Annotated in this window: 14 protein-coding genes; 2 read left to right on the top strand and 12 right to left on the bottom strand. The window is 33.4% G+C overall.

Annotation, left to right across the window (positions count from 1 at the left end; translation table 11 throughout):
• Positions 1-16: 16 nt before the first annotated feature.
• The 7 genes from BUE95_RS09035 to BUE95_RS09065 form a co-directional block, all read right to left on the bottom strand.
• Entirely contained in the window at positions 17-457 is a 441-nt protein-coding gene (locus tag BUE95_RS09035) for a MarR family winged helix-turn-helix transcriptional regulator (RefSeq protein WP_073583648.1), read from the bottom strand.
• 132 nt (positions 458-589) lie between these two features.
• Positions 590-2,359 carry an AMP-dependent synthetase/ligase gene (locus BUE95_RS09040; protein WP_073583650.1) on the bottom strand — a complete coding sequence of 590 codons (1,770 nt, stop codon included), beginning with the start codon at positions 2,357-2,359 and terminating at the stop codon, positions 590-592.
• 127 nt (positions 2,360-2,486) lie between these two features.
• Positions 2,487-3,341: a DMT family transporter gene (locus BUE95_RS09045; protein ID WP_073583652.1), complete on the bottom strand. Its 855-nt coding sequence runs from the start codon at positions 3,339-3,341 to the stop codon at positions 2,487-2,489.
• Between the two features lie 75 nt (positions 3,342-3,416).
• A complete protein-coding gene (purL, locus tag BUE95_RS09050; protein ID WP_073583654.1) occupies positions 3,417-7,082 on the bottom strand; it encodes a phosphoribosylformylglycinamidine synthase in 3,666 nt (1,221 codons plus the stop codon).
• 173 nt (positions 7,083-7,255) lie between these two features.
• Positions 7,256-7,954, bottom strand: coding sequence for a hypothetical protein (locus BUE95_RS09055; RefSeq protein WP_073583656.1), 699 nt, complete (start codon positions 7,952-7,954; stop codon positions 7,256-7,258).
• The gene (locus BUE95_RS09060; protein WP_073583658.1) at positions 7,954-8,634 is read right to left on the bottom strand and encodes a hypothetical protein; all 681 of its coding nucleotides are present in this window, start codon (positions 8,632-8,634) and stop codon (positions 7,954-7,956) included. Before BUE95_RS09060 ends, BUE95_RS09055 begins: the two co-directional genes overlap by 1 nt.
• Before the next feature lie 92 nt (positions 8,635-8,726).
• Positions 8,727-10,289, bottom strand: coding sequence for a hypothetical protein (locus tag BUE95_RS09065; protein ID WP_073583660.1), 1,563 nt, complete (start codon positions 10,287-10,289; stop codon positions 8,727-8,729).
• A gap of 120 nt (positions 10,290-10,409) precedes the next feature.
• Between BUE95_RS09065 and BUE95_RS09070 the strand changes: the two genes are divergently transcribed.
• The gene (locus BUE95_RS09070; RefSeq protein ID WP_073583662.1) at positions 10,410-10,835 is read left to right on the top strand and encodes a PaaI family thioesterase; all 426 of its coding nucleotides are present in this window, start codon (positions 10,410-10,412) and stop codon (positions 10,833-10,835) included.
• Positions 10,832-11,875 (top strand): isochorismate synthase, encoded by a 1,044-nt coding sequence (locus BUE95_RS09075; RefSeq protein WP_073583664.1) that lies wholly within the window; start codon positions 10,832-10,834, stop codon positions 11,873-11,875. Before BUE95_RS09070 ends, BUE95_RS09075 begins: the two co-directional genes overlap by 4 nt.
• A gap of 23 nt (positions 11,876-11,898) precedes the next feature.
• Here BUE95_RS09075 and ribB read toward each other — a convergent pair whose 3' ends face one another.
• The 5 genes from ribB to BUE95_RS09100 are packed head-to-tail and all read right to left on the bottom strand — an operon-like array spanning position 11,899 to position 18,078.
• Positions 11,899-13,032: a 3,4-dihydroxy-2-butanone-4-phosphate synthase gene (gene ribB, locus BUE95_RS09080; protein ID WP_143165262.1), complete on the bottom strand. Its 1,134-nt coding sequence runs from the start codon at positions 13,030-13,032 to the stop codon at positions 11,899-11,901.
• A gap of 9 nt (positions 13,033-13,041) precedes the next feature.
• The gene (locus tag BUE95_RS09085; protein ID WP_073583668.1) at positions 13,042-14,490 is read right to left on the bottom strand and encodes an LptF/LptG family permease; all 1,449 of its coding nucleotides are present in this window, start codon (positions 14,488-14,490) and stop codon (positions 13,042-13,044) included.
• 10 nt (positions 14,491-14,500) lie between these two features.
• Positions 14,501-15,145: an outer membrane lipoprotein periplasmic chaperone LolA1 gene (locus tag BUE95_RS09090; RefSeq protein WP_073583670.1), complete on the bottom strand. Its 645-nt coding sequence runs from the start codon at positions 15,143-15,145 to the stop codon at positions 14,501-14,503.
• An 11-nt stretch (positions 15,146-15,156) separates the two neighbouring features.
• Entirely contained in the window at positions 15,157-17,670 is a 2,514-nt protein-coding gene (locus BUE95_RS09095) for a DNA translocase FtsK (protein WP_073583672.1), read from the bottom strand.
• A 33-nt stretch (positions 17,671-17,703) separates the two neighbouring features.
• Complete coding sequence (locus BUE95_RS09100; protein WP_073583674.1) at positions 17,704-18,078, bottom strand: diacylglycerol kinase family protein; 375 nt, start codon at positions 18,076-18,078, stop codon at positions 17,704-17,706.
• Between the last annotated feature and the right edge of the window lie 31 nt (positions 18,079-18,109).

Below are 18,109 nucleotides of genomic sequence, written 5' to 3' on the forward strand. Positions count from 1 at the left end.
TGATAGGTTTGTTGTTTTATTTTTCGTTATAAATCTTTTTTTCTGAAATTAATTCGTTAATGATTTCGGCAACTTCCATGAAATTTTGAAGTTTTTCTTCACTAACATATTGCTTTACGATTTCATTAAATCGTAATACGGTTTCTTTTGATAATTCTCTTTTCTCTTTTCCTTCTTTAGTAAGTTGAATGATAACGCCTCTACCGTCAGTAGGATTCTTTTTTCGTGTAATCAACCCTCTTTCTTCCATTGATTTTAAGGTTCGTGTTAAGCTAGTTGCTTCCATTCCCATTTTCGGACCGAGTGTCGTAGAGGGTGACCCTTTTTCTCTATCAATGCTAAGAAGGGCAAAACCTGTTGCCATTGTAGCGCCATATTTTGCAGCTTCTTCATTATACATTCTTGCAACGGCTTGCCAAGTTGTTCTTAATGCATAATCAATTGTTTTGTCTTTCATATAGTTGATTAAATCAGAAACTTTTTTTCAAATATAAAAAAAAATACTATGCATGCATAGTATTTTTTAAGTTTTTTTCAAAATTTAACATTTTAAAACAGTAAAACCCACAAATCGTGGGTTTTATTATTTCTATCCGTAAATTTTTTGATACAAATCAGCATATTTTTCTTTGATGATTTTTCTTCTTAATTTCATTGTCGGAGTTAAGTGACCATCTACAATTGACCATACATCAGGTGTTAGTTCAAATCGTTTTACTTTTTCCCAATTTCCGAATTTTTCATTAGCAAAATCGATTTCTTCTTGAATTCTGTCAATTACCATTTTATTGGTACATAGTTCTTCATTTGTGTTAAAATTAAGATTATGTCTTGATGCCCATTCTTTAACAAACTCAAAATTAGGTTGTATAAAAGCCGCAGGCATTTTTTCACCATCTCCAATCACCATTATTTGTTCAATAAAACGAGATTGTTTGAACGTGTTTTCCAAAATTTGAGGTGCTACATATTTTCCGCCGGAAGTTTTGAACATTTCTTTTTTACGGTCTGTAATTTTTAGGAAACCATCAGCATCTATCTCTCCAATATCACCGGTATGGAAATATCCATCTTTTAAAACATCTGCAGTTTGTGTTTCGTCTTTGTAATATCCAATCATCACGTTTGGTCCTTTACATAAGATTTCACCATCATCTGCGATTTTAACTTCAACACCATCTAAAACTTTTCCAACCGTTCCTACTCTAAATCCACCATTTCTCATGTCGTTTACTGAAATAACAGGAGAAGTTTCCGTTAAACCATAACCTTCCATTACAGGAATGTTAGCCGCACAAAATACTTTTGTTAAACGAGATTGTAGAGCAGCACTTCCCGAAACTAATAATTCTAATTCACCACCGAGACCTTCTTGCCATTTGGAGAAAATTAGTTTGCGAGCAATTTTCAACTTGAACTCATAGAATGCGCCATTTTGTTTGTATGGTTTGTAATCCATACCTAAATTCAAAGCCCAGAAGAAAAGGGCTTTTTTTATACCAGTTAAATCAGCACCTTTAGCATAAATTTTATCATACACTTTTTCTAACAAGCGAGGAACAACTGACATAACGTGTGGTTTTACCTCTTTTAAATTGTCTGAAATTTTTTCAATACTTTCTGCAAAATATATTGAAATACCATAATACTGGTATAAATATGTCAACATTCTCTCGAAAATATGACAAATAGGTAAAAAACTCAACGCCCTAGTACTGCCTGCTCTTAGAGGAACTCTAGGAGCACTCATCAACACATCAGAAACAATGTTTTGATGCGTTAGCATAACACCTTTAGGCCTACCAGTAGTTCCGGAGGTATAAATAATAGTTGCTAAATCTGTTGTAGTAACATTATTTTTTCGATCCTCTACAACGTCTTGATTGGCATTGTCAGCTCCTAATTCTAAAATTTCTTTCCAACTTTTACATCCAGAGATATCATTATAAGAATAGACCTCTTTTAGTGAAGGGACGTTAGCTTTGATACTTTGTAATTTTTCGTAAACTTCAACATCAGAAACAAAAACAATTTGTGATTCTGAGTGATTTAAAATGTATTCATAGTCTTCCGCAGAAATTGTAGGATACATAGGAACTGTTTGTGCACCAGTTTGCAAAACGCCTATATCGGTTATGTGCCATTCTGTTCTATTGTTAGACGAAATGATAGCAATTTTATCATTTTTATTTACGCCTAATCGAAGTAAACCTCTTGAGATTGCGTTTGCTTTTTCTAAATATTCTTGAGTAGAAGTTTTTACCCAAGTGTCTCCATATTTAGTAACTAAAGCATCATTTAAATTATACTTTTCTAATTGGTGGTAAGGAAAGTCAAATAAGCGTGTAATATTGTTCATAATTCGCAATTATTATTTAATGCAAAGTATAAAAATAAAATTAATTATGCAATTTTTTTAAATAATTGATAATCTTGTTCTTATATTATTAATAATAATAAAAATACTATGCTTACCTACTATTTTTTTACATTAATTGAGAAATTGTTATCACAATTATTGAAATTATGGCTAATGTTAGGCCAAAATAATTCCATTTGGTCATTTTTTCTTTAAAAATTACGATACCGGCAATACTTCCAAGAATTATTACCCCCATATTCATTCCCGCAAAAACAGTGGATGGGTTTTCGGATAATGCTTTGTGTGCCTTTAAGTAAAAGAGAATATTTCCAAAATTTAGTACTCCTAAAGCCAATCCCCACAGTAGGTTTTTAAATCTTAAAACTTCCTTTTGCGCAAGTATTTTACCTATAAGAAATAATAATGAGATTATAAAAGCCCCACTAAAAATGATGAAAAGCGAAGTAGTAAAGCTAAAATCTTTAAAGACAGCGACTTTTTTAAACAAAATATCGATGACTCCAAAACCCAATAAAACTAGTAAAGGATATACCCAATTATCCGATTTATGCTCTGATTTTTTATTTAATGTGAAAAATATGGCAGAAAATCCAATAACAAATCCTATTATTTTTAGTCGGCTAAACGTTTCATTAAATAAAAAGTATGAGGCTGCTAAAGGAATAAATAAAGACAATCTTTGGGCAATGTCGGTTTTTACGATTCCTACTTCTTTAATAGATTTGGCTTGAATTAAAAAGACAATAGGTAAAATAATGGCTAATCCAATAAATAGGGCATAAGGAATTGTTTTTTCTTTGAAAGTTAATTCGGGTTGGTATGTAAAATAGGTGAGTAGTAACGCCGAAAAATAATTAAAAGTAATGATTTGAAAAATATTCAATTGATATTGTTTGGCTACTTTTAAAAATATCCCAACAGTTACGCTACAAATTACGCTTAAAATGACAAACCACATATTCTTTTATTTTGACACAATAGTACAAAAAAAGCACCTTTATTAAAAGATGCTTTTTTATAAAGTTTAGGTAAATTATTTTTTATTTTCAATCCATTTTCTGGCATTCACAAACGCTTCTAACCATGGTGAAACTTCGTCTTTCTGTCCTCTTTCTGGATAATGTGCCCAGTTCCAAGGGAAAGTAGAACGCTCAATGTGTGGCATCATTACTAAATGTCTTCCTGTTGTATCACACATCATTGCGGTATTGAAATCAGAACCGTTTGGATTGGCTGGATAACCTTCGTATGCATATTTTGCCACAATATTATATTTATCTTCAGAATAAGGTAATTTAAATTTTCCTTCTCCATGTGAAATCCAAACGCCTAAAGTTGTTCCTTCTAAAGTGGATAACATCACTGAATTATTCTTCTGAACCGTTACCGAAGTAAAACCACTTTCGTGTTTGTTCGAAGTATTATGGTGCATTTTTCCGTGAACTTCGTGTTCTGGATTGATCAATTCTAATTCCATTAATAACTGACAACCATTACAAATTCCGACTGAAAGTGTGTCTTCGCGTTTGTAGAAGTTTTTCAAAGCTGTATTTGCTTTTTCATTGTATAAAAACGCTCCAGCCCAACCTTTTGCCGAACCTAGAACATCGGAATTTGAGAATCCTCCAACAGCTCCAATGAATTGAATGTCTTCCAAAGTTTCTCTTCCCGAAATTAAATCGGTCATGTGCACATCTTTTACATCAAATCCTGCTAAGTACATAGCATTTGCCATTTCGCGTTCGGAATTACTTCCTTTCTCACGAATAATAGCTGCTTTTGGTCTTGGTTTTGAAGTATCAATAACAGGTAATTTTCCATCAAAATGTGATGGGAATGTGAATTGTAATTTCTGATTTTTGTAATTATCAAAACGTTCTTGTGCCATTCCGTTTTTAGATTGTTTTGAATCTAATAGGAAAGATGTTTTGTACCAAGTATCTCTTAAAGTTGAAATACTGAATGTCAAACTATCTTCACCGTTGATAACCGTAAATGCATCGCCATCGATAGCTGAACCAATTTTGAAAATCTCTATATTATGTTGGGCAAAAATTGCTTCCACTTCAGCATTCGCTTGGAAAACAACTCCGATATTCTCATTAAATAAGGCTTTAACCGTATCTTTTTCTCCTAAAGAAGTCAAGTCGATTAATGCTCCTAATTTATCATCTGCGAAACACATTTCTAATAAAGTTGTGATTAAACCACCGCTTCCAATATCGTGTCCTGCTTTAATTTTTCTGTCTTTGATTAAATCTTGTAAAACGTTAAACGCTTTTTTGAAGAATTCCGAGTTTTGAATTGTTGGAACGTCATTTCCAATTTTATTCAACACCTGAGCGAACGAACTTCCTCCTAATTTAAATGAATCTTGCGATAAGTTGATGTAGTATATGTTTCCGCCATTTCGTTGTAAAACGGGTTCTACTACTTTTGTAATGTTAGAACAATTTCCAGCTGCTGAAATAATAACCGTTCCTGGTGCAATTACTTCATCATTTGGATATTTTTGTTTCATAGAAAGCGAATCTTTCCCTGTTGGAATATTGATTCCCAATTCAATAGCAAAATCCGAACATCCTTTTACAGCTTCATATAAACGAGCATCTTCACCTTCATTTTTACAAGCCCACATCCAGTTCGCGGATAACGAAACCGATTGTAAACCGTCTTTTAAAGGTGCCCAAACGATATTTGATAACGCTTCAGCGATAGCCGTTCTTGAACCTGCCACCGGATTCACTAAAGCCGAAATAGGTGAGTGTCCAATAGAAGTAGCAATTCCTTCTTTTCCTTTGAAATCCAAAGCCATTACTCCGACATTGTTTAGAGGCAATTGTAAGGGACCAACACATTGTTGTTTTGCCACGCGTCCACCTACACAACGGTCAACTTTATTGGTTAACCAATCTTTACAAGCAACAGCTTCTAATTGTAAAACTTGACTTAAATAGCTTGCTATATTTTCTTTTGAATATTCTAAATCTGAATAATTGGTTACAACGGTTTTATCCGTCATAATGGTTTTTGGCGAACTTCCGAAGAAATCTTCTAAGGCATAATCCATTGGTTTTACACCTGTAGATTTTGATTCGAAAGTAAATCGATGGTCGTTTGTAACATCACCTACCTGATACATAGGAGAACGCTCTCTATCGGCAATTCGTTGTAAGGTTTCAATATCTTTTTCACCAATAACCAATCCCATTCTTTCTTGTGATTCGTTTCCGATGATTTCTTTAGCTGAAAGCGTAGGGTCACCAACTGGTAGTTTATCTAAATCGATTAATCCTCCGGTTTCTTCTACTAATTCTGAAAGACAGTTCAAATGTCCACCAGCACCATGATCGTGAATTGAAACAATCGGATTATTATCGCTCTCTACCAAACCACGAATAGCATTGGCAGCACGTTTTTGCATTTCTGGATTCGAACGTTGGATGGCATTTAATTCAATTCCTGAACCAAAAGCACCAGTATCTGCAGACGAAACTGCAGCTCCGCCCATTCCAATTCTATAATTTTCACCCCCTAAAATAACGATTTTATCGCCAACAGTAGGTTTCTTTTTAATTGCTTGATCTAATTTTCCGTAACCAATACCACCCGCTTGCATGATGACTTTATCGTAACCAATTTTACGATTGTTTTCTTCGTGCTCGAAAGTCAAAATAGAACCCGTAATTAGAGGTTGTCCAAATTTATTTCCAAAATCTGAAGCTCCGTTGGATGCTTTAATTAAAATATCCATTGGAGTTTGGTACAACCAAGGTCTTTCTTCCATTCCGTTTTCCCATGGACGTTCTTCTGCCAAACGTGAGTATGAAGTCATATAAACCGCAGTTCCCGCTAATGGTAATGAACCTTGTCCGCCAGCTAAACGGTCACGAATTTCTCCTCCTGAACCCGTTGCCGCTCCATTGAATGGCTCAACCGTTGTAGGGAAATTGTGCGTTTCTGCTTTTAAGGAAAGAACCGAATCAAATTCCTTTTCTTGATAGAAATCTGGTTTGTCCGCGCTTTTTGGAGCGAATTGTGTTACTTTCGGACCTTTTACAAAAGCTACGTTATCTTTATAAGCAGAAACAATATCGTTTGGATTTGTTTCTGATGTTTTCTTGATTAATTTGAATAGAGAAGTTGGTTTTTCTTCTCCATCAATCACAAAGGTTCCGTTGAAAATTTTGTGACGACAGTGCTCAGAATTCGCTTGTGAGAACGCAAAAATTTCAGAATCGGTTAACTTTCTACCTAATTTAGTAGAAAGGTTATTTAAATACTCAACCTCTTCTGGGCTTAGCGCTAAACCTTCTGATTTGTTGTAAGCGTCAATATCTTCGATATCCAAAATCGGTTCTGGTTGGATATTAATTGTATAAATTTCTTGATGTAATTCCGAATACTTTTGCGACAGCATTGGGTCGAAATCATTAAAATCAGCAGTTACCTTTTCAAATTCCTCAATACGAATTATGCCAGAGATACCCATGTTTTGCGTAATTTCTACCGCATTTGTACTCCAAGGGGTAATCATAGCGGCACGTGGTCCAACAAAAAAATCCGACAATACGGATTTTTCTATTTTATGTGCGTTGCCAAAAAGCCAATTTAATTTGTTGATGTCTTCAGTCGATAATTCGTTTTGCGTTTGAACCGCAAAAACGGTGTTGGATTGGTTTCCGAAGAAATGAATCATTGTAGTTGTGTTTTTTATTTGTACGGACAAGTCGCGACTTGTCCGTACGTTGTGTTGTTGTTTTGAAAGTGCAAATTTATTCTAAAAAGTTAGAAGTTCAAAGTTTTAAAAGCGCATTAAACAAAAAAAGCTGTTCTTTTTTTGAACAGCTTCATTCATATTAATTTATTTTTTTATTTTAATCGGGTAATACCAATATTGATGTATTTAGCGTCTAAAGGAGTTCCATTGTTGTTTAAAACGTACTGAATCCTGATGATGTCTCCAGCATTAACCGTAATTCCTGAAGATCCACTAAATCCAAATTCGTCAACAGTAGGATTATTAACAATTCCTCTTGCTAAATAATTATACAGTAAACCGTTTTTATAAACGGCAATAATGTGTTTCACATTGCCTATAGGCAGATTTGATGTGGTTAGTCCAGCTACAATTGAGTAAACACCTGTTTTTAAAATTCGGATGGTTCCATTTCCTATAACTTCATATGTTAGGGGTTCGTTTTGAATAATACTTGCCGCATTTATTGGTAAATCGTAATACGTGTTATTTCCTGTTGAGAGCGCATTGTTTCCAGCACTAAATTCTCTATTTAAAAGAATAACATCATTGTTTACGAAAAACATACTTTGCCAACCAGCAGCAGTTTTTACATACATGGCATCTTCGGTGGTATTATATACTATAGAGCCATTTAATGGAGAAGGTATTGCATACATTTGAGCTCCTGTCATTCTGGGAGGAACAAAAGTTTGAGTTGAACTTTCTAATTCTAATATAGAGCTAGAACTGGGAGTTGTTGTTCCTATTCCAACTTGAGCGTATGTAACTAATGAGTTGATGATTAGTAAAAAAGTAATAATTTTTTTCATTATCTTAGTTTTGTGATGTTATAGGTTACTATCGCAATGGTTTTGGTTGTCCCGTTTTCATTCAAAAAATAGCGTAAATCAAAAACATCATTTGCATTCGCATTTATCATAATTACACCATTTCCGCCCCAGAAATCGTTAGAAGGGAAATTAAAACTCGTAGCAGAAAGATTTCCTACTGCAATATTATTTTTATAGAGTTTTAGATAAAATTTTTTATTACCAGCATTCAAATTTGAGGTGCTTAAAGTTGAAGCAAATAAATAAATTCCATCTTTCAGTATAGTTACTCTACCATTAGTATTATTAACACTGAAAACGGCAGGGTCATTTTCTACTATATTGCTATTGTTCAAAGGAAGTTGGAACTCGCTTGTAGTTGAAGTTGTAAATGTCCCTGAGTTACGTCTCAGAAAAAGAGCGGGAGTTCTGTTACTTTCAAATTTTGTCCATACATTATTAATATATACGTATGGTACTTGTTCTGTAACATTAAAAACAAATGAACCCTCTAGGGGATTAGAAATGGCGTTCATCTCTGATGTAGTAACTCGCGTAGTGACAAATGCTTGATTAGAACTCTCTAATTTGAGTAATACACTTGGCTCAATCGTCGTTGTTCCTATACCTACTTGGGCAAAGCTGTTTGTAAGTAATAAAAAAAAGAATAAAAATTTCATAGGGTAAATTGAGGTACAAAGTTAACCAAAATTAATGCAGATTGAAATTTTAGGAAGATGTGGGAATGCAAATGTATGAAATAAATTAAATTTTAATCAAATACAATAAAATTATAAGCTCCTATGTCAGATGGATTAGTCCTAGAATTGTTCAAAATATCATTAAAAGTAGAGTAGGTATAATTTCCCATTCCTTTGGCGGCTGAGTTTTCTCCTATAATCAATTCATTATTACGAGCGTCTTTAAAATCGGGTGTATTGGAAATTTGGTTAACAGCAATCAAACAATCTTCAAACAAACTTGAATTAGAAAAATTATAAAGAGGATTGTTTGAAAATTGATTACTAAAATCAATAAACTTTATCAAACAATGATTGAAATTATAGTTGAATACACTACCTACTTTTATTAACGATAAACTAAAATTATTTGAGCCATAAAGCAAACAATTTTTGAAGCTGGCTTTTGTTAAGGCTGTTTCACTTGTTTCACTAAGATTTTCATTGCTTAGGACTACACACGTTTGATTAGATGTTGGCCAATAATTCGCAAAAGTACAATGGGTAAAATCATAACTTCCTCCAAATGTTCCAGCAAATGAAGCTTGACCACAATTATTGATCACTACATTTCGACCTTCTATATTTCCTGTTCGAGCTAAAATTCCAACATTAGAACAATTGTAAATCTGTGTGTTTTCCATAACAAGTGTAGGTGTTGAAGTACCATCATTTCCTGACACTAAAATTCCAACGGTTGCATTTTTTATGGTAAGATTTGAAAATTGATTATTAGTGCTTCCTTGTGTTAACCAAATAGTGCCCCATTGACCAGGAGTTTCAGAAAAGTTGGGCTCTAGTCGATCCCCTTCAAAAATTACTTCATTTTCCAAAGTAGCCGTAGTGGAGTTTGATCCATTCACATGTATAGAGGCATTATTGGCAACAATTAAACCAGACTCGGAATGAAAATGAATTCTTGCACCTGCATCAACTATTAATGTTTTGTTTGAAGGAACAGCAGCATAACCATAAATGACATAAGGTTTGGTATTGTTCCAATGCAATTCATCTCCATTAATTGGATTGGTTTCTTCTAGAAATCTACCCCTAATCCTAATTGGATTTCCATCTTCATCAATTCCTAAATTAAGTTCGTCGTATGTATAGGTTTCATCTGGATTTTGAATCCTGCCAGGATAAATAAAATAAGCATCTTGAATTAAGGTAACCAATTCCACTTTTTGATGATTTGGATGGGTTTCTTCCCCAAATAATATTTGATCGGTATACAAAAAATCGGAAGGATTAGTATCCGCTACTTGAGCAGTGACCGAAATAAAAATAAAAAGACTGTCTTTTGCTAATAGTTCAACATTTTCAAAAATTTGTCCCGCCATGCCGTCTACCATCAATCTATATTTTGAGGTGGTTTCATTTGCAAGTTTAATTGTTGGAATGGAGATGTTTTTATCACTCTTATTGTAAACCTTAAGCGTATAGGTGCTAGAACTAGTATTGGTGAAAACAGTATCTAAGTAAACAGTGTCTTTAGAAAAAGCTAGGTTTCCCACATTTGATTCAAATTCAAAATCATTACGACATGATGTTAGTGAGATTGTTAAAACCAAAAGTAAAAGTAAATAGCGATACATGAAAATGGAATTTTTGTAAAAGTAATTATTTATTTTGCTCAGGCATAAAAATACTTATTAAAACGTTAATTCTACTAAAATATTCTATTTGGAATGATTAATTTTACAAAAAATATAATTATGATTTTTGATAGAGAGAAAATGCTACAATTGTGTAACGATTGGAGCAAAAATACTTTAATGAATACTTTAGAAATTGTATATACAGATGCAGGGGAAGATTTTCTTACAGCAACTATGCCTGTAAATCCTAGAGTGCATCAACCGATGGGTTTATTACATGGAGGTGCATCAGTAGCATTAGCAGAAAGTGTTGGAAGCGCTGCTTCTCTTATGTTTGTAAATCCCGAAAAACAAGAAGTTAGAGGTATTGAGATTTCAGCCAATCATTTGAAAAGTAAGCGTGAAGGAATGGTTACTGCTACAGCAAAAATCATTCACAAAGGGGCGAGTTTGCATTTATGGGAAATTAGAATTGTGGATGAAGAAGGGAAATTAATTTCACTTTGTAAGCTTACCAATATGGTATTATCAAGAAGGTCATGATACAACTTTTGGATGTCATACAAAAGCAACTAAACCTAAAACTTCCGTTTGTTTGTTATTTAAAACCCAATTCATTTGATTGGAATTTAATTGTTCAGCACACGGACGAATTGGTTACTTTTAATGGACAAAAAGGTTTTGTTTTTTTTCCTTTCGAAAAAGGAAATAAAATTGTAATTCCATTTAAAAAGGACTGTTTTAGTTCAGGTAGTTTGGCTTTTTCCGAAGACACAATTTTAAGAAAAGCTACTTATGAATTCAACAACACGGAGAAAGAAGCTTTTGAAAAATTAGTAGCTAGAGGTATTGAAAGTATTGAGGATGGAATTTTTCAAAAAGTTGTACTCTCGAGGAAGATAGTTATAAAAGCATTTATTTCAGAAATTGCAACGTTCAAAAATTTAATTTTCACTTATCCAAATGCTTTTCGTTACCTGTTTTTTCACCCTAAAGTAGGTTTGTGGATGGGGGCTACACCAGAGCAATTAATACAAATAAATGACAGTCACTTTGAAACTGTAGCTTTAGCTGGAACCCAACTTTACTCAGAAAATATTACATGGAGTAAGAAAGAGGTTGAGGAACAACAAATAGTTACAGATTTTATAGTCCAAAGTATTGAAGGTAAGGTCAAACATTTTGAGGTTTCTGAAAGTAACACCGTTCAAGCAGGAAATTTAGCGCATATTAAATCAATAATTTCTGGGGAGTTAACTAATGATTATACTCCAAGTGAAATTGTGGAAGATTTACATCCCACTCCAGCAGTATGTGGTTTGCCAAAAGAGGAATCGAAAGCGTTTATTTTATCGAATGAGCGCTATGACAGAGCCTATTATACTGGCTTTTTAGGGGAATGGAATATGAATAAAAATACGGATTTATTTGTGAATTTACGTTGTTTACAAGTCGAAGCGCACGCAGTCAATATTTATGTTGGATGTGGTATAACCAAAGACAGTAATCCTGAGAAAGAATTTTTTGAAACAGAAAATAAATCATTTACGATGCGTACTATTTTAGTAAATAAAAAGGTCTAGTTTTAAACTAGACCTTTTTATTCTTAATAACTTACATATTCTGTAATTTCAAGACCATATCCAATCATACCTACTCGTTTGGTTTGAGCCGAACTGTTTGATAATAGTTCAATTTTAGAAATATCTAAATCATGAAGTATTTGTGCTCCGATTCCAAAGTCTTTACTGTCCATTTTAATTTGTGGAGCTCTCATTTCTCCTTGGTTTTGTAGCGTTTTTAATTCAGTAATTCGGTCCAATAATTCTAGTGATTTTACTTCCTGATTGATAAAAATTATGGCCCCTTTTTCAGCTTCATTTATTTTGTTGAAAATATCATCTAGTTTTTTGTCATTGTCACTAGTTAGCGTGCCTAAAATATCATTATTAACCTGAGTTGTATTAATACGGGTTAATACGGGTTCTCCTGAATTCCAAGTTCCTTTTGTCAATGCAATATGAACTTGTTTGTTAGTGGTTTGTAAATAGGCACGCATTCTAAAAGTTCCAAAACGAGTTTGAACATCAAAGTCCTCTTTCTTTTGAATCAAACTATCGTGTTGCATGCGGTAAGCCACTAAATCTTCAATAGAAACCAACTTTAGATCGAATTTTTTAGCTACTTCAACAAGTTCAGGCAAACGTGCCATCGTTCCATCTTCATTCATGATTTCAACAATTACTCCTGCAGGTTTGAATCCTGCTAAACGAGCAAAATCTATAGCGGCCTCGGTGTGCCCGGTTCTTCTCAAAACACCACCTTGTTTAGCAATTAGCGGGAAAATATGTCCTGGGCGTGCTAAATCAAAAGGTTTTGTTTCGGGATCTATCAAAGCTTGAATTGTTTTCGCTCTATCAGATGCTGAAATACCTGTTGATACTCCGTTTCCTTTTAAGTCGACAGAAACAGTGAAAGCAGTTTCCATGTGATCCGTGTTGTTACGTACCATAGCATGCAGGTCTAGTTCCTTACAACGTGACTCTGTTAATGGTGCGCAAATTAATCCCCTACCATGGGTTGCCATGAAGTTAATCATTTCTGGTGTTACTTTTTCGGCTGCAGCCAAGAAGTCACCTTCATTTTCTCTATCTTCATCATCTACTACTATAATTACTTTTCCTTGACGGATGTCTTCAATAGCTTCTTCAATCGTGTTTAGTTGTATGTTTTTAGACATGATGCTGTATTAGTTGTTGTCGTTTTTGTTTTGAGTTATTTTTGAAAATAATTTTACAAATGGGTCAGTTATCCAATCAAAGTTGATCATGATTCCAATGTCATTCGTGGCTCTATAGGTTAAAAGTATGGCAAATGGGGTTAATACCAAAGATGACATTGAAGATCCTAGAATTGCTGGGATACTATCTTCTTGAGCCAGTTTTCTTCCAAAGGTGTTTATAAAATGGAATGTAATAAAAATCAGCATAGCAAATACGATAGGTAGCCCTAAACCTCCTTTACGAATAATTGCTCCTAGTGGTGCTCCAATAAAAAACATTAACAAGCAAGAATATGCAATTATAAATTTTTCATAAATGGCTAACCAATGATTGTTTATGCTTTTTGATTTGCTTTCTAATTCAATTTTATTGTTTTGAATATTAAAGGATATACTTGAAATATTATTTTTAGCAGTCTCAATAATCCTTCTTTTATCTGCTTCAGAAAAAATAGTTAATAAATCTTCTGTTTTGTTTGTTTTGGCTGTCTTTTCAACTTTTGGTCGCTCTCTAAAAACATCATTATTTCTTTGAATAATGTTATCTGCATAAGAAACCATGTCTTTGTTGTAGTTTTTTTGTAAAGAATCTACAGTATATTTTAATTCGGTTACGGTTAACATTTTTTCAGAGGTAATGTCACCGTTTTCCAAGTCCGTTTGATTCAGCTTGGTTAAATCGATATTGATGACATATTTTTTAAAACTACTTTTAGCAAACGGTAATCGCTTACGTTCCTCATATTTTTTTGGATGAATGTCTTCATAGTAATACCCATCGTATAATTCTAATTGTAAATAATTAGAATTGTCTTCACTAACTAGCAATCCTCTTTTGGCTTTAATGATAGTATTGGCACCAAGCCCCATTTTATTGTTTTTCACGTGCATGGTTACTCCTTCTAAAATTTCACCATTATCTCCTGATTTTTTGTCTACTTTAATGTTAGAGGTACCTATGGTTTCAAACTGACCCTCTACAATAGCCATTGCAGGTTTTTGCTGTACAATATTTTTTCGCAAATTTATGAATCGAAATTGTGCATCAGGAATTACATTGTTAGCAAAGAAAAAAGCAATTATAGATAAAAATCCAATGCTAATGGTTAACATTTTCATGGCGCGTTGAAGCGAAATACCTGAAGATTTCATAGCAGCGAATTCATAATTCTCAGCAAAACTACCAAAAGTCATAATAGAAGCGAGTAAAACCGATAATGGTAAAACCATAGGTACGATTGTAGGAGCGTAAAAAGATAAAAATTTAATTATAGTAAAAAAGTCCAAATCTTTACCAGCCAGTTCAGCAATGAAAAGCCAAATTCCTTGTAAAACGAATATAAAAAACAAGATTACAAATACCGAAGTAAATGTAATCATGAAAGATTTAATGATGTATTTATCTAATATTTTCACCCGAACGAAATTAGTCTAATTTATTGATGTAATAATTAGGGTATTTTGACTTGGTAAAGGTAAAATGATTTTTCGATAATGGCTGATTTGTTTTAAAAGAATTAACAGTTAAAGTAGTTTTTGTTCCATTTTTACCTACTTCAATAACTGTGTAAATATGTTTGGTTTGAACGTCAATACCAATTAAAATTTCTTTTCGTTGGTCTTTACTACTATTGGGTATCAATTTTACATATTGAATTTTTCTTCCTTTCACATTTTGAAGAATATCCCAAGCATATCGATAACCCGAATTAAAAAAGGTCAACATCTTATTTGGGGTTATGGCATTTTCATCATTAGCATCAAAATTAGCCACGGTAATTTCTTCATCTTCTGGAACGATTGTATAAACTTTTTTTCCATCAAATATTTTAGTAACTCCCATAAAGCTAAGATTGTATAAATTCCCTTGAAGCGCTACATTACCTTTGCTTTCTTGGTTAATATTTTCTTTTGGATTATGTAGGGCGTATTTAAAATCAATCACAATATTGTCATAGGATTTAACTTTAGAAGAAACTTCATCTAGTAATTCCTTAGCTTTTTTAGCATCTTGAGCTTGTATTGAAAAACCTAGAAGTAGTGCGATTGTAACTTGAAAAAAACGTGTCATTTTATTTACTTTTATTCATTATTTAAAAAATGTTCTAGAGTAGTTAAATCTGGTATTAAAACCGATCGGGCCTTGCTGCCTTCAAAAGGGCCTACAATTCCAGCAGCTTCTAATTGATCAATCAAGCGGCCTGCTCTGTTGTAGCCTAATTTTAATTTTCGTTGTATTAAAGAAGCACTTCCTTGTTGTGCTGTTACAATTACTTCTGCGGCTTCTCTAAACAAAGAATCCCTTTCGGATATGTCTATATCAAGTTTTATGCCACTTTCTTCACCCACATATTCTGGAAGTAAATACGCTTCTGGATAAGCTTTTTGTGCTCCGATGAAATCACAAATTTTATCTACTTCAGGTGTGTCTACAAAGGCGCATTGTACTCGCACAATTTCATTTCCTTGCGTATATAATAAATCACCTCGACCTATTAATTGATCAGCACCTCCAGAATCTAAAATCGTTCTTGAATCAATTTTTGATGTTACCCGAAATGCAATTCGGGCTGGGAAGTTGGCCTTTATCATCCCTGTAATAACGTTTACCGAAGGACGTTGCGTAGCAACTATTAAATGAATTCCAATAGCACGGGCTAATTGTGCCAAACGAGCAATAGGGGTTTCCACCTCTTTACCTGCAGTCATAATTAAGTCAGCAAACTCGTCTACTACTAAAACAATATAAGGTAAAAAGCGGTGCCCATTTTCTGGATTTAATTTGCGATTTCTAAATTTTTCGTTGTACTCTTTGATGTTACGAACCATCGCATCTTTTAATAAAGAATAACGGTTGTCCATTTCAATACATAAAGAATTTAAAGTGTTGATTACTTTTGTGTTATCAGTGATAATAGCATCTCCACCATCAGGAAGTTTCGCCAAATAGTGGCGTTCAATTTTATTGAAAAGCGTAAGCTCAACTTTTTTCGGATCCACCAAAACGAATTTTACTTCGGCAGGATGTTTTTTATACAATAATGAGGTTAATACAGCATTTAATCCAACAGACTTTCCTTGTCCTGTAGCACCAGCCATAAGTAAATGGGGCATTTTGGCCAAATCTACCACAAATGTTTCGTTTGAAATGGTTTTTCCTAAGGCAATTGGTAATTCCATTTCAGCGGTTTGAAACTTTGGAGAAGCTATTACACTCTTCATGGAAACCATGGTTGGATTGTTGTTAGGAACTTCAATGCCAATAGTTCCTTTACCTGGAATCGGCGCAATGATTCGAATGCCCAAAGCTGCTAGAGATAAGGCAATATCGTCTTCTAAATTTTTGATCTTAGAAATACGAATACCTGCTTCGGGTACGATTTCGTATAAAGTAACTGTGGGGCCAACTGTGGCTTTAATTTGTGAAATACCAATACTGTAATTTTTTAAAGTATCAACAATTCTATTTTTGTTTTCTTCTAATTCGGCTTGATTGATCGTAATACCACCTGAAGAATATTCTTTTAATAAATCGATAGGAGGAAATTGGTAATTTGACAATTCTAATGTTGGGTCAAAAAGACCAAAGTCTTGTACTAATTTGGCAGCCAAGTTTTCTTCAATAACCTCTTCTTCCGCTACTTTTTCAATTACGAAAGCGTCTTCATTTACAAAATCTTCTTTCGGAATACTTTTGTCTTCAATTGAAAAATCTTTTATTTCGGATGTTTCAGATTTAGATTTTGGGTCTAATGTCAATTCAGATGCTGATGCTATTGTTGGTTTTAAAGCTTCTTTATTGATTTCGAAATTTGACGGATAGGTTTTCAACTCGAAATTTCCCATTTTTTCTTCGTCTTCTCTCAAGACAAAGTCTTTTTTGGAATTAGTTTGTGGCGCTAATGCTATTTCCGAATGGATTTCTTCATCCTCTAGCATTATTGAATGCTCCTCTGATGGCGTAATAGTACTTTCAGCTACGGTATCTTCATTTAGCTCTGATTGTGGCTTTTCAAAAACTTTTGTAAAACTTTCGGGCGACATTTTAATTTTGAAAACTAAGAAAAGGACTATTCCAAACAAAAGGACTAAAAGTGTTCCTGTTTTGCCAATATAATCTTGAATGTATAGATTCATTTCATATCCAACCGTTCCTCCCAGTTGAGGCATATATTCCCAGAAAAAACCAAAAATGACAGCCACGAAAATAATTAGATATAAATCCCAAAAAATACTTCTTTTTAGCTTTGATAAAGCCATGTCTAATACTAAGTAGGCACCCATTAAAAAAAGGACTCTTACAAATAAAAAAGAAGCTACTCCGAAACCTTTGTAAAGGAAGAAGTCTGCTAGATAAGCACCAAATTTACCTAACCAATTTTCGGCTTTTACATTTCGGTTCGTTAATTCGGTAACGATATTTTGATCATTATTTCCTGTCAAAAAATAAGAAATAAAAGACAACAATAATGCTACAGAAAAGAAAATCAATAAAATACCCAGAACAAATTTCTGTTGACGATTTAAACGCCAAGAAAATTTTTCTTTGATTTCAGAAGGAGAATTTACGGAATCTTTAGTTGTTTTTTTAGCCATGTAAACGCAACAATTTGTACAAAAGTAGCTAAATTAAAACAAATATGGAAAATAAATAATGCAACCGATGATGATGGCTGTTATGGCTGCAAAGAATACAGCGCCAGCAGCAATGTCTTTGATAAAACCAATGCGTTCATGAAAATCAGGATGAACAAAATCTGCTATTTTTTCTACAGCGGTGTTTAAACCTTCAATACTTAATACCAATCCGAAAACAAGAATTTGCATCATCCACTCATACCGATTTATACCAAAGTAGCATCCTGCTATAATCATAATTATTACTATTATAGATTGCACCATGATGCTGTGCTCAGTAGTAACTAATTGTTTTGCTCCTTTAACTGCAAAAACGATACTTTTTAATCGTCCTGTAAAAAGGGTTTCGTCTTTTTTGAATTTCATTTGTATGGTAGTTAAAAAGACTGTCCTAAAA

It is taken from the genome of Flavobacterium cucumis (genome assembly GCF_900148835.1).
GTDB lineage: Bacteria > Bacteroidota > Bacteroidia > Flavobacteriales > Flavobacteriaceae > Flavobacterium > Flavobacterium cucumis.